Here is a 14393-nt window from a genome sequence, read left to right on the forward strand (position 1 = left end):
TCCTGTAACACAGGAGGTAGGCTTTTTTAGTGCTTAAAGTGTCTCATTCCTGTAAACACCATTGCGATTCCGTATTTATTGCATGCGTCAATGGATTCCTGATCTCTTATTGAACCACCGGGCTGTATAATAGCCTTAATACCTGCAGCCGCAGCGGCTTCAACACAATCTGAGAACGGGAAGTAAGCGTCAGATGCCATTACAGCACCCTGTGATCTGGTTCCTGCATATTCGATAGCTACCTTTGTAGGTACAATTCTGTTTGTTTGACCCGGGCCAACACCTATTGTCATTTTGCCCTTTGCAAGAGTTATTGCATTTGACTTTGTATGCTTTACAACCTTCATTGCAAAAATCAGATCTTCCATCTGTTCCTTGGTTGGCTGTAGATTTGTTACACATTTCAAGTCTTCCTGATTGAAGAGGAGGCTATTATATTTTTGAACCAATAAACCGCCTGCAACCTTTTTCATATCATATGAGTCAGGTGAAATCTTCTCCGATATGTCTTCAAGCTTTAGCAATCTGACATTCTTCTTTTGTGTTAAAACAGCCAGTGCCTCTTCTGTAAAAGAAGGTGCTACAATAATTTCAACAAATATTTTGTTGATTTCTTCAGCAGTTGCCTTGTCAATTTCCCTGTTTGCAGCAATTATTCCGCCATAGATTGAAACTGGATCGGATTCATATGCCCTTACATAGGCATCGTGTATATTATCAGCACTGCCAACACCACAAGGATTTGTGTGCTTTACTGCAACAACAGTTGGCTCGTCGAATTCCTTGACAAGCTCAATAGCTCCATTAGTATCATTTATATTATTGAAGGAAAGTTCTTTACCGTGAAGTTGTACTGCACTTGGGAGAAGTCCTCTGTTTGCTCCGACTTCTTTATAGAATACTGCTTTTTGATGCGGGTTTTCTCCATAACGCATATCCTGAACCTTTTCATAGGTAAGAGATAACGTTTCAGGAAAATCAATATCTCCAAGAGTGTCTCTCAGATATTTTGCAATTAATGTATCGTAATGACTTGTGTGTTCAAAAACCTTGTAGGCCAGTCTGAACTTAGTCTTTACACTGACATCTCCTGATTCGTTCATTTCGTTAAGTACATTTTCATAATCAACAGGATCAACAATAACTGCAACATCCTGATAGTTCTTAGCAGCTGCCCTAAGCATTGTGGGACCGCCTATGTCAATGTTTTCTATAGCTTCTTCCAACTCTACATTACCTTTTAAAATTGTCTGTTTGAAGGGGTAAAGGTTTATTATTACCATGTCAATTGTTTCAACACCAAGTTCCTTGATTTGCTTCATGTGTTCTTCGTTGCTTCTTATTGCAAGAAGTCCTGCATGTACTTTTGGATGAAGAGTTTTTACTCTTCCGTCAAGACATTCCGGGAAACCTGTTATATCAGATATGTTTATAACCTTTAATCCTGCTTCTGTAAGTGTTTTTGCAGTACCTCCGGTAGAAATTATCTCCACACCCTTTGAAGTCAGGGCAGATGCAAACTCAACAATACCTGTTTTGTCTGAAACACTTATTAATGCGCGCTTAATCATTTAAAAAATCCTCCAATCACTTTATTTAAACTAAATTATCTTAACTCGTCTTCCTTCTACTACCAACCTGTTTTCCGCAAAAAGCCGTACTGCCTCAGGTAATATTTCCCATTCAGCCTGTTCCATTACTCTCTTTTGCAAAATTTCAGGTGTATCATCCTCCTGCACATAAACTGCTTTTTGAAGTATTATAGGCCCTGCATCAGCCTCAAGTTCAACAAAATGTACTGTGGCTCCGGTAACTTTGACACCCGTCTCAAGTACCTTCTGATGAGGTATGATTCCATAAAAACCTTTTCCGCAAAAAGAAGGAATCAAAGCAGGATGAATGTTTATTACCCTGCCTTCATAAGCCCTTGTAAAACGTTCCCCAAGTATAGAAAGGAACCCTGCCATTACAACCAAATCAACCTCAAATGCTTTAAAATGACTTATCAGAGCTTCGTCGTATTCCTCTATGTTGTTAAAAGTTTTTCTGGATATACATATGCCTTTGATACCATGCTGTTTTGCCCTTTCCAGAGCGTAAGCATCAGGTCTGCTGGAAACCACTGTAACTATTTTGACATTTTTAATGTAGCCGCTTTCCACCTTGTCTATAATGGCTTGGAGATTTGAGCCTCCACCTGATACCAGTATACCTACATTTAACATATATCCACCCCTGCTTCGCCTTCGGCGATTGAACCGATAAGGTAAGCCTTTTCACCTTGAGAATCAAGGTAAGTGATGATTTCCTCAGCTTTTTGTGCATCAACAGCCAGAATCATTCCAATTCCCATATTGAAGGTATTAAAAATGTCTTTATCCGCCATATTGCCAAGGTCCCTGAGTAAATCAAATATAGGAAGCACAGGCCATGTACCTTTTTGGATTTTAACACGCAAACCCTCAGGAATCATTCTCGGAATATTCTCTATGAATCCTCCGCCTGTAATATGGGATATTCCCTTTATTTCAAATTTTTCAATAAGGTCAAGAATTGTTTTTACATATATTTTTGTTGGCTTTAGAAGTTCTTCTCCTAAAGTACAACCCAGCTTTTCAACATATTCTTTAAGGTTGTTTTCAGTAGGGTTTATAAGCTTTCTTACAAGAGAGTATCCGTTACTGTGAATTCCGGATGACGGAAGTCCGATTAATTTATCCCCTGCTTTGATTTTTTTACCGTCTATTATCTTGTTTTTATCAACAATTCCTACAGTAAAACCTGCTAAATCATATTCGTCAACAGGATAAAACCCCGGCATTTCAGCGGTTTCTCCTCCTATAAGAGAACAGCCTGACATTACGCAGCCATCGGCTACCCCTTTTACAATTTGAGCAACCTTTTCAGGATAATTTTTTCCGACTGCAATATAGTCCAGAAAGAACAGAGGCTCCGCACCACTGCATACTATATCGTTTACACACATTGCAACACAGTCAATACCCACAGTATCATGCTTGTCTGTCAAAAATGCAACTTTAAGCTTTGTTCCTACTCCATCAGTTCCCGAAACCAATACCGGCTGTTCATACTTTGATTTATCCAGACTGAAAAGTCCTCCGAAGCCGCCCAGTTCTGTCATAACCTCAGGCCTGAATGTGCGCTTTACATGATTCTTCATTAATTTGACAGATTCATAACCTGCCTCAACATCTACACCTGCTTCTCTATAAGTGGTCATGCAATTTACCTCCAAAGAAATTTGTTAATATCTATTTAACAGCCGCAGCTGAATTTATCTCCTTCTTCAGGAACCTCAATGGGATAATTTCCATCAAGACATGCCGAACAAAAACCTCGTTTAGAGCCAATAGGAGTTTTTAGTAGCCCTTCCAAACTAAGATACCCCAACGTGTCGGCACATATCATCTCTCTGATTTCTTCAACTGAAAGCTTATCTGCCACAAGTTCCTTTCTGGAAGATATATCAATTCCAAAATAGCATGGGAATTTTATAGGCGGCGAGCTTACTCTCATGTGAACTTCCTTTGCACCCGCTTTTTTAAGAACCTGAACTATCCTTCTGGTGGTTGTTCCTCTTACAATGGAGTCATCAATGATAACAACCCTTTTTCCCTCAACGGATTTTTTTATGGCATTGTGCTTTATCCTAACGGCTACTTCTCTCATACCCTGACTTGGCTGAATGAAGGTTCTGCCCACATACCTGTTTTTAACAAGCCCTTCACCGTATGGTATCCCGGTCTGATTTGAAAAACCGATTGCAGCAGAAATACCTGAGTCAGGAACTCCAATTACCACATCAGCTTCTACAGGATGCTCTATTGCCAGACGTTTACCCGCTTCATATCTGGATTGCTGAACGCTTGCACAGTCTATAACACTGTCAGGTCTTGCAAAATATACAAATTCAAATATACAGAGTTTTGTATCTTTTTTGTTAAAGGGTCTTACTGACCTGATTTCATCATTTTCTATTATTACTATTTCTCCAGGTTCAACGTCTCTGATAAATTCAGCATTTACTGCGTCCAATGCGCATGATTCGGAAGCCAGAACATATGCTCCCGCAGTTTTACCAATGCATAAAGGCCTTATTCCGTACGGGTCCCTCACTCCTAGCATCTTACTGGCAGTCATAAGTATAAGACCGTAAGAACCCTTTACATCCACCATCATTTTTTCCACAGCTTCTTCCAGAGTTTCTGAAGTAATACTATGTTTAGTTATAAGATTTATAAGTACTTCGGTATCATTAGTTGTTTGAAAAATTGTACCATTTTCTTCCATCTGTTCTCTGAGCATAGAAGCATTTACTATATTGCCGTTGTGTGCAAGTGCCAGTTGTCCGTTCCTTGATCTTACTACTATAGGCTGAGCATTTTCTCTTCTGCTTGCTCCTGTGGTGGAATAACGAACGTGTCCGACTGACATGGTACCTTTTAAGTGGTTTAGCATTACCTTGTCGAAAATTTCGGGCACCAGTCCCATGTCTTTGTGAAATACTATGGTTTCCCTGTCGCTTACTGCTATTCCGGCACTCTCCTGACCTCTGTGCTGGAGTGCATAAAGACCGTAGTATGTTAACCCGGCCACATCTACTTCATTGCCGTCCAATGAATATACGCCAAACACGCCGCATTCTTCGTGCATCTTATCCAATCTTTCATCAAAACAATCGGGATTACTGCACTTCAAACAATCACCAAAATTACACATGGGTAACTCCTTTATCCAGATATGTGAGCGGCTTTACCTGTGAAAAACCGCTTTTCCTATTTTTATTTGCTTATAACTATTATTTAAGAACTATATTTCCAGAAGCTTTTTCTGAAGCTCCGCATTTTTCTTTTCTACTTTTTCTTGAAGGGATTTTTTATAATCAATCATTTTATGTCTTAATTCATGATAGGCAACCGAAAGAATCTGTATTGCCAGCAATGCAGCATTATCTGCACCGTCTATGGCAACAGTTGCAACCGGAATTCCGGAAGGCATCTGAACAATGGAAAGGAGTGAATCCAATCCATCCATAGTGGAGGATTTTATGGGTACTCCGATAACAGGAATAGGTGTGTAAGCTGCCAGTACACCCGGAAGATGTGCTGCTTTTCCTGCTGCTGCAATGATAACATCAAAACCGTTAGCCTCTGCATTTTTAGCAAACTGTGATGCTTTATCAGGTGTTCTGTGTGCTGAACAAACCATTACCTCACAGTCAATTTCGAAATCCTTTAAAATCTTAATACAGCTTTTCATAACTGAAAGGTCTGAATCACTGCCCATGATAACAGCTACCTTTGCATCCTTGGAAATACACATAACATATGCCCCCTGTATTTTATTTGTTATTTATGAACATTTTTTATAATTTCACAAAAATAATTCGTCTTTTTTATGCTTTTATATTACCAATAAAAAGACTGTATTGTCAATTAATCTAATAAAAAAAGCGAACGTTTTTTTAACGTTCACTTTTAATATTCGGAATGATCATCCCAACAAATAAACTATCAATGGAAGTGTAATAATTGAAAGGATAGTTGAAACAAATATTCCTTCTGTAGCTGCATTATAATCCGAATCATATTGAAGTGCCAGTGCAGAAACAATTGTTGAAGCAGGCATTGCCAGCTGCAATACAACTATTCTTACAACAAAGGGATTGAAAACTCCTTTTGCAAGATTAAAAAACAGTATTGCTGCAAACGGGACTATAAGAAGCTTGAACATAGATAAAACAAAGTATTTGAGCTTTGATACTATGTCATTAAAATCTGTTATTTTTATACCTGAAAGTATTAATCCGATAAATACCATGGACAAGTAAATAGTAGTGTGTCCCAAGCCGTTGAAGGCCTCATAGAATACGCTCCAAATCTTTTTGAAGGCATAGGTTTTTTCAATTTTGAATTGAAATTTTAAGAATATCATTGCTATTCCGCCTAAAAAGGCAAGTGTATTAGGATTTATAAGGTGAAGTAGATTGTCTCTGGAACTTTTGGTATTATGCTTGTTAAACAGGTATATTCCCAGTGTCCAAAGGATTGCGTCGTTTGCGATATTAAAGAATATGGCATAAACAATTCCTATATCCCCGTACATTGCTTTTAGTAAAGGGTATGCCATGAATATAACATTTCCGAACATTGACTGGGCGATATATATGCTTTTTGTCTTTTCCTTTATTCGCAGTATTTTACATTGGCCTAAGGCAATCAACCCGGCAATAAGGATAAAAATAACGCCTAGAATAAAAATATATAAACCGTTTGTCAGTGTTTCACGGGTAAAAGTATAATTCCCCATGGTTGTAAATATAAGAAACGGCATGGTTATTTTCAGAATCAAAGCTGATATATATTTGTGAGAATTTTCAGGCAAAAAACCTGTTTTCCCTGCTGCAAAACCTGTCAGTCCCAGTAGTGTAAGAATTATTATCTGGTTGGTTATAATGTGTATCTGCTCCACGGCAATATGCCTCCAAAATTATGATATATAAAAGCGACTTATTAAAGCCGCTTTATGATATCATATAATTTTGTCTTAATATTGTCTACCCGTTTTCACCGTTCAGATTCAATCCACAGGACGGGCAAGTGTTATTATCAAGCTTAACTGTTGCTCCACATGCCGGACAGGTATCATACGGAACATCCATAGCCTCATAATTATTATCCGATGGTATATTCTGCTTTAGTGATTCTCCATATTGCTTTTGCAATATCATTCTTATTTGTCTGATTTCCTCGGCTGTTTTTGAGCCGTCAATTGCCGACTGAATTATCAAATACAATATACAGAACGACAAAATAGTAAAGAATAAAAATAATATAATCTCCATAGCAACCCCCAAAGCCAAACTATTTTTTTGTATAATATACCATATATTCAAATTAATAACTATATAGAATTATTGGGTAAGAAGCAGAAGACAATCCTCAGGGAAAATCAAATTAACGGGCAAAGACTTTTTGCAGATTTCCTCCCATATGTCTTTATTGACCTCCCATCTGACTTGCGAATTATTTTCATTAGAATTTCTGTCTCGATTTTTAAGCATAATAATATAGGAAAAAGGATTTTCAATAACTTTTACCAATTCGCAAGACATTACATTTGAGCCGTTATTTTTTTCAGAGTACTTGAAATAATGAGCTCTCATTCCCACATATTTAGTATTTTCAGGTATATTTCTGTTACAAACCAAAGTTATGTTCCAGTCAATAGCCAATAGGGAATTATCTGATAAACGCCTTATGGCAGAAATATTTTTACAACCTGTGAGCAGTGCTGCTGAAATGGTTTTCGGATTGTTAAATAAATCCTCCTTCTTATTTACCGTTTCGATTTTTCCTTCAGAAATTACTGCTATATCATTAGAGAAACGGTATACCTCATTTCTGTTATGGGAAACCAATAACACTGTCCCGTTGAATTTTGTCAGGGTTTCCATAAGTTCCTGCTCAAGCTGCCATTTCAAAAAGCTGTCCAGAGCGGAAAATGGCTCATCCAGCATAATTATATCGGGTTCCGAAGCAAGCATCCTTGCCAGAGCAACCCTTTGCTGCTGCCCCCCGGACAATTGTGACGGACGCTTTTTTTCCATACCTTCGAGAAAAAACATTTTGATTTTTTCCTGTACGTACACTTCTTTTTCTTTTTTGGGCAGCTTTACTCCTGCACCGATGTTTTCTTCTACTGTCATATTGGGAAAAAGTGCATAGTTCTGAAAGAGATATCCAACCCTTCGATTTTGAGGAGGCAGATTTATTTTCTTTTCAGAATCAAATAAAATGCGGTCGTTAAGCACTATCCTTCCTTCATCAGGGGTTTCAATCCCCGCTATACATTTCAATGTCATGCTTTTACCTGAGCCGGAGGAACCGAGGAGAGACATGATACCCTGCTGTGAGCTAAATTGCACTTCAAGGTTGAATTTTCCAAGCCTTTTTTTTATGTCTACATAAAGAGCCATTAAAATTCCTCCCCTTCGGCTTTTTTGCCTGATTGTCTTGTATTCCAGAAATTCATAAGAATCATTGACACGAAAGACATGGCACATATTATTAAAACCCATTTATACGCCTGCTCCCTATCTCCTGCCTGAACTGCCGTATATACTGCAACGGCCATGGTACGGGTTTTTCCCGGAATGTTGCCTGCAAGCATTATGGTAGCTCCGAACTCTCCCAACGCTCTGGCAAAGGCAAGAACCAATCCTGCTATTAAGCCGGGATAAACATTGGGGACAATAATTCTCAAGAATATTTTAAGTTCAGTCATTCCAAGGGTTCTTGCAGCATTTACAAGATTCTCATCAAACTGTTCAAATGCTCCTCTTGCAGTACGGTACATCAGCGGAAAAGATACTATTGCAGAGGCAATAACTGCTCCCGTCCACGAAAATACAACACTTATGTTAACCTGTCTCAATACCTCTCCAATAAAGCTGTTCCTTCCAAAAAGGATTAATAAAAAAAAGCCCACAACCGTGGGGGGCAAAACCATGGGTAGAGTAAACAAGCCATCTATTAATCCTTTGAATCTTTTTAGTTTTAAAATATAGTATGCACAAAGGATTCCCGTAAAAACTGTTATGACTGTTGCAATAACTGCTACTTTAAGTGAAATGTATAGTGGAGATAAATCCATGGTTTCCACCTCCTTTTAATATAAGCAGGCTGATTTTACAGCCTGTTATATACAGTTTTATTTTATCTCAAAGCCATACTTTTTAAATACATCGGCAGCCTGAGCAGTGGTCAGAAAGTCTATAAATTTACCTGCTTCTTCCTGGTTTTTACTGTTTTTTATAACAGCTACCGGGTATATGACAGGTTTATGGGAGTCCTTTGGAGCCTCACAAGAAACCTTTATTTTTTCAGAAGAAATAGCATCTGTTTTATACACTACTCCGCAGTCCACATCTCCGTTCTCCACCCATGTAAGTACCTGTCTGACATCATTTCCAAATACAGCTTTACTTTTTACTTTGTCCCAAATGCCCAAGGTTGTAAATGCCTCCTTTGCATACTGACCTGCCGGAACACTGTCAGGCTCCCCCAATGCAATCTTAGATACTTTGTCAGATGCAGCGTCTTGGAACTGTGTAAGCTTTATATTACTGTCTTTTGGTGAAATCAGTACTACTTTGTTAACCAGAAGATCTTTTTTCGAGCCTTCAAGGAGCAACCCTTTTTCCTCAAGTGTTTTCATTTGTTTAAGGGCCGCAGAAATAAATACATCTGACGGAGCTCCTTCTTCTATTTGGGTTGCCAATGTTCCTGATGACCCCAAGGTAAATTTGATATTTATGTTTGGTTTTTCCTTTTTATATAACTCTGTCAAATCCTTGGCTACATCCGTCAGACTAGCGGCAGCAGACACAAGAAGCTCTACTTTATTTGTTGTACTCTTTTGTGCAGCATCGTTTACTTCCTGCGTACCACAGCCTGTGATAATTGATATCATTATGAAAATACTTATAGCAAAACTAAAGATTTTTTTACTCTTTAGCATGTCAAATCACCTCCGTTTTTTGTAAGTCCGAAAACAACAAGTTCTGTGCTTTTTTAATTACATCTACAGCATCTGTATGCTCCGGTTTTATGTTAAAAATCCCTCCGGCAGCTAGTATAAACTGGTATAAGTCACAGTTTCCTGCTCTCTCTCCGATACCTCCAATTGTGGTATCTATGTATAAAGCGCCGGCTTTAGCTGCAATCAGAGAATTTGCCAAGGCCATTCCCAAATCATTATGAGCGTGTATTCCTACGGGTATATCAACATTTTCCTTTATTTCACGTATACACTGATATGTTCTTGCCGGAGTCAGCACCCCTACCGTATCAGCAAATCTTACACTTTTTACTCCCATATCAGCCAGCAGGTTTGCCATGCTTATTATAAATGTTATATCAGCCCGTGAAGCATCTTCAAACCCAACTGTTACTTCATAGCCTTTGTCTTTTGCCATAAAAACGCATTCCTGCAATGTGTTTCTTAGCCATTTTTTATTTTTGTTAAGCTTTGAGTATATGTGTATATATGATATAGGAGCAGTTATATGAATAATATCCGGATGACAGTCAAAGGAATTATTTATATCATCCCTGCTCATTCTGTTCCATGTGGAAATCAAGGCATTTTTTCTCTGACTCATGATTTCTGATATTGTTTCTTTTTCATAATTACCCATTGCCGGTATGCCTGCTTCTATCTGATAAATTCCCGCATCATCCATCACCTTTGCCAGTTCTACCTTCTGAGCTTTGCTAAAGGCATATCCGGGAGTTTGTTCCCCGTCACGGAGAGTTGTGTCGATTATATATTTCTTTTCTTTCATATATATCAACTCCAATTAGTTTATGAAAACTTCATTGCAATAGAAATAAATTCACTGTCATTAAGGCCTCTGCCAAGACGTATGCTCTCTTCCCTTATTCGGGTTAACAATAATGATATTTTTTCATTCTTGGGAATTACTCCATATTCTTTCAATTTCAGTTCCACAGCGGATTTTCCTGAATGCTTGCCTATTACTATATTTCTTGACATCCCCACAACTTTAGGCTCAAAAGGCTCATAATTTGAGCTTTTTTTAAGTATACCGTCCACATGTATTCCGGATTCAACATCAAATATATGATCTCCTATAACAGCCTTGTTTCCGGCAATGTGACATCCGGTTAACTCCTGATATAGTTCTTTTATTTCACGGAAAACCGATAAATCCATATTGGGCTTGTGACGTTTTGCAATACGCAGTATCATAACTAATTCTTCAAGTGCTGCAAATCCTCCGGCTCCCGAAAAGCTTACAGCTATGTTTTCCCCTTCATTTAAAACCCATTCAGCCGCAAGTGCCGTTGCACAATAATACCTGTTCTGGGGGCAGAATTCCAACCTGCCGCTGAATATTTCTTTAATTTTCTCAAAGGTATTAACATAATCATGTATTAAAAGGTCATCAAGCCCAATAATTCTGACATTTTTATTTTCTGAGTATTTAGTTATTTGATTTAATTCCCTGATATCATTAACCTGAATTTCCGATATTAAATTTGGTGGTGTTTCAAAACTTCCTAAACGGCATACATAGCCTGCAAATCCGGGAAATGTACTTATCTGAGTGGGATAATGTATCCTTAGAACAGTTTTTGCTTTGTCTACTGTTTCTTTAATTAATTCAAATAAAGGAATATCAATTTCAATATAGCTGATTCCCGTTTGCAATAGCAGACTGTAAAGCTGAGAAAGCTTTTGTTCCGGGGCAGCTTTATAATTAAACGTACATAATGTTATATCCGTTATTTTTATCATATTATGCCCCCCTGATATTTGCTTTACTGCCGGCTTATATAACCAGATCTTTTACCTTCTCTCCCCCAATAAGGTGCTGTTCGACTATTGTTTCAACATCGTCTTCCGTGACATTTCCGTACCAGGTACCTTCCGGGTAGATTACTACAACAGGCCCCTTGTCGCATATTCCAAAACAACCTGTATTTGTTACCATAACCTCGCCGGTTAAATCATTATCGTCTATTTCTTCCATAAATTTTTGTATCAGTGCAACACTTCCCTTTGAGTGGCAAAAGCCCTTCTGGGTTCCGTTAATTCTACAGCTTGCACATACAAACACATGATATTTGGGACTTACCATAAAAACCTCTCTTTCTACACGCCTACCGGACACATAGCTGTTCGGCCGCCTTTTTTACGGCATCTTCAATCCTGTCATAGGTTGTAAATATCTCAATTGATTGCTCCTTGAGCTTTTGTTTAGGTACTTCTCCTATTCTCATTGCCACTACTCCGTTACAATCCTTGACGGCCTCAAGAATGGCATCCATTTTTCCTTCTTTATTGCCACCACCCATTCCGTCACAGCTTTCGGAGCCATCACAATATTTGGAAACACTCCTTTTTTCTCTGAACCGTATGCTTTTATTTAGATATTCATATATATAGAAATCCGTTGCGTGACCAAAATGCTGGTCTACAAGCACTCCGCTCTTTGAGGAAACTGCAAACAGCATACTTTCTTGCTTCTTTTCTGACGTACATCCTCTGAATTCTATTGACTGGTCATTGTCCAGAGTACCCACTGCATCGGCTCTGCACTGACGGCAATGATACATTTGCGGCATTACTTCTCCGCAGATTTTTCGCATCTCCATTATCTCCTTGTTACTTGTAAGGGGCATATTTTCAAACGCACTTCCGGCTACAGGTATCAGTTGCATTATGTTGGATATATGGCATCCAAGTTCCTTTGCTTTTTTAACTACCTGCCGGACATGGTACTCGTTGATTCCTTTAAGCATAACTACATTTACCTTGCATACAACACCCAGAGCCGAAAGCTTTTTAAGTCCTGCCATCTGGTTTGCCATAAGAATTGCTGCTCCAACCTCTCCAAAGTATCTGTTGCCCATATAATCAATGTGTTTATATATTTTTGCTCCTATTGCTGCATTTACGGCATTCATTGTAACGGTTACATGAGATACTCCCAACCCCGCAAGTTCTTCTGCATACAGTGGAAGCATCAGTCCGTTTGTAGACAGGCAAAAGGTTACTTGTGGGTCAAATTCTTTAATGAGTGCCAGTGTCTTTCTGGTATTTGTAAAATTCGCCAGAGAGTCTCCCGGTCCTGCAATTCCTACTACGGTGAGGTTTGGCATCTTTTGTTTTACGATTTTATATTTTTCCAGAGCTTGTTCAGGTGATAGTATTTCAGTTGTAACTCCGGGTCTGCTTTCATTTGGGCAATCATATTTTCTGACACAGTAGTTGCACTGTATGTTGCATTTAGGAGCTATGGGAAGATGTATTCTGGCATATCCGCTGCCACAGCCGTTAAAACATGGGTGAGTTGCTGATTTTTTTAAATTAATGGCTTTCAGGTCCTCTGAAGTTGTTTCAACAGGTAAAACAGCCTCTTCCATATCTGACTTTGTTTCAGGCTCTGCCTTGTAATACTGATTGTATAAAGAGCTGCGGAAGCTGTGTTCTTTTTGTGTCAGCAGAGTGTTTGTAATTTTGTCAAGCAGGGTGATTGAGCCTTCGTAACCCAGTATTCTTATCCTTTGCCCGCCGATATTGTCATGGATGGGAAATGCACATCTCACAAGGGGGAGTTTGTGTTTTTCTTCGATTCGCCTGCCGTCAGAGCTTCCTATCATCAGGTTGGCACCTAGTTCTAAAGCATATTTTTCAATTGTATCGAAATCACAGTCATCAATTATTTTAAATTTTTCTACAAATGCGTAATCAGATGCTTTTTGTATTTCCTCTGTCAAAAGATTGCTAAGGGAGCTGCATTTTGATCCGGTGGCAACTACTACAGGCATAATCCCATTTTCAGTACACAATCTCACTGTGGAGTATACAAAATCCGGTTCTCCGAAAATTACTGCTCGACCCTCACTATTGTACTTATGTGAATCAATTATGGAATCCAGATACCTTCCCCGTTCTTTTTTTATCTCAGCAGTCATAGTGCCTCCTGCCTTTACAAGCTGACGGATAAATATATCCGTATCTCGCAGTCCGACAGGAAGACTGCATCTGACAAATGGTACCCCATAAGCTTCATATAAATATTCCGCCGGGGAGTCTTCTCCGTTTATAAAGCTGGAAAGCTCTATTGTCAACTTTGCACCGCCCATAAGTGAAATTTCCTCAATAGAGGTTCCACCCTCCGGCAATCGGTTATATACCTTGGCATACTCTCCGTCAAGATTATCAGATATATCAGGAAGCAATATATAATCTATTTTCATGGAATCAAGTAATTTTTTTAAATAACGGGTGTCTGCCGGAGAAATAAGACCTGTTATAATATTTATCCTGTTATTCTTTTTTACGTTCATTTCTACATTTTCAACAATAGCTCTGAGTGCTTTGAAAAATCCTTCGTATTGTGTTCCTGAATAGCCTGCCGAAGATACTGGAATTATTCTGACATTTGCCCCGGGATGTTTTTCATAAAATTCATTTATTATTCTCTTGATATCTTCCCCTATGGTTTCTGCCAAACAAGTGGTTGCTACTCCTATTATTTCAGGTTTGTACAGTGATATCATGTTTTCTAAACCCTTTATAAGATTGCCTTCACCACCAAAAACAGTTCCTTCCTCTGTAAGTGATGAAGAAGCAATATCTACAGGTTCATTGTAGTGTGTTGCCATATGCCTTCTTATATAGGTACTGCAGCCTTGTGAGCCGTGAAGTATTGTCATACATTTCTTTATTCCGCAGAAAGCACTTACACTTCCCATAGGCATACACATTTTACACGGATTTACAGTTAGGTTTACCAGGTTTTTGCTCATTCTTATTCACCCCTTCCCTTTTCAAAA

General features: G+C 38.6%; 14 protein-coding genes. All 14 read right to left on the reverse strand.

Annotated elements, in window-relative coordinates; genetic code table 11:
- Window positions 1-26: 26 nt before the first annotated feature.
- Entirely contained in the window at window positions 27-1571 is a 1545-nt protein-coding gene (purH, locus tag P0092_RS14495; protein WP_004621720.1) for a bifunctional phosphoribosylaminoimidazolecarboxamide formyltransferase/IMP cyclohydrolase, read from the reverse strand.
- A 30-nt stretch (window positions 1572-1601) separates the two neighbouring features.
- Window positions 1602-2225 carry a phosphoribosylglycinamide formyltransferase gene (gene purN / locus P0092_RS14500; protein WP_004621718.1) on the reverse strand — a complete coding sequence of 208 codons (624 nt, stop codon included), beginning with the start codon at window positions 2223-2225 and terminating at the stop codon, window positions 1602-1604.
- On the reverse strand, window positions 2219-3241 hold the full coding sequence (gene purM, locus P0092_RS14505) for a phosphoribosylformylglycinamidine cyclo-ligase (protein WP_004621716.1): 1023 nt from the start codon (window positions 3239-3241) through the stop codon (window positions 2219-2221). The genes purN and purM overlap by 7 nt, the downstream gene beginning before the upstream one ends.
- 35 nt (window positions 3242-3276) lie before the next feature.
- Window positions 3277-4740, reverse strand: coding sequence for an amidophosphoribosyltransferase (gene purF, locus P0092_RS14510; RefSeq protein ID WP_004621714.1), 1464 nt, complete (start codon window positions 4738-4740; stop codon window positions 3277-3279).
- A 90-nt stretch (window positions 4741-4830) separates the two neighbouring features.
- Window positions 4831-5343, reverse strand: coding sequence for a 5-(carboxyamino)imidazole ribonucleotide mutase (gene purE, locus P0092_RS14515; RefSeq protein WP_004621712.1), 513 nt, complete (start codon window positions 5341-5343; stop codon window positions 4831-4833).
- 171 nt (window positions 5344-5514) lie between these two features.
- Window positions 5515-6492, reverse strand: coding sequence for an AEC family transporter (locus P0092_RS14520; protein ID WP_004621710.1), 978 nt, complete (start codon window positions 6490-6492; stop codon window positions 5515-5517).
- Between the two features lie 85 nt (window positions 6493-6577).
- The gene (locus P0092_RS14525; protein WP_004621708.1) at window positions 6578-6865 is read right to left on the reverse strand and encodes a zinc ribbon domain-containing protein; all 288 of its coding nucleotides are present in this window, start codon (window positions 6863-6865) and stop codon (window positions 6578-6580) included.
- Between the two features lie 69 nt (window positions 6866-6934).
- Entirely contained in the window at window positions 6935-7999 is a 1065-nt protein-coding gene (locus tag P0092_RS14530) for a sulfate/molybdate ABC transporter ATP-binding protein (protein WP_004621706.1), read from the reverse strand.
- Window positions 7999-8676, reverse strand: a complete 678-nt coding sequence (modB, locus tag P0092_RS14535; RefSeq protein ID WP_004621697.1) for a molybdate ABC transporter permease subunit — start codon at window positions 8674-8676, stop codon at window positions 7999-8001. Before modB ends, P0092_RS14530 begins: the two co-directional genes overlap by 1 nt.
- 57 nt (window positions 8677-8733) lie before the next feature.
- Window positions 8734-9543, reverse strand: coding sequence for a molybdate ABC transporter substrate-binding protein (gene modA / locus P0092_RS14540; protein WP_004621695.1), 810 nt, complete (start codon window positions 9541-9543; stop codon window positions 8734-8736).
- A gap of 1 nt (window position 9544) precedes the next feature.
- Window positions 9545-10369, reverse strand: a complete 825-nt coding sequence (locus tag P0092_RS14545; protein WP_004621693.1) for a beta/alpha barrel domain-containing protein — start codon at window positions 10367-10369, stop codon at window positions 9545-9547.
- A 20-nt stretch (window positions 10370-10389) separates the two neighbouring features.
- Window positions 10390-11346 carry a homocitrate synthase/isopropylmalate synthase family protein gene (locus P0092_RS14550; RefSeq protein ID WP_004621692.1) on the reverse strand — a complete coding sequence of 319 codons (957 nt, stop codon included), beginning with the start codon at window positions 11344-11346 and terminating at the stop codon, window positions 10390-10392.
- 34 nt (window positions 11347-11380) lie between these two features.
- The gene (locus P0092_RS14555; protein WP_040759315.1) at window positions 11381-11689 is read right to left on the reverse strand and encodes a 2Fe-2S ferredoxin; all 309 of its coding nucleotides are present in this window, start codon (window positions 11687-11689) and stop codon (window positions 11381-11383) included.
- A 22-nt stretch (window positions 11690-11711) separates the two neighbouring features.
- On the reverse strand, window positions 11712-14366 hold the full coding sequence (locus P0092_RS14560; RefSeq protein ID WP_004621687.1) for a nitrogenase component 1: 2655 nt from the start codon (window positions 14364-14366) through the stop codon (window positions 11712-11714).
- Window positions 14367-14393: the final 27 nt, after the last annotated feature.

The sequence above is a fragment of the Ruminiclostridium papyrosolvens DSM 2782 genome, assembly GCF_029318685.1.
In the GTDB taxonomy this organism is placed as follows: Bacteria; Bacillota; Clostridia; order Acetivibrionales; family DSM-1351; genus Ruminiclostridium; species Ruminiclostridium papyrosolvens.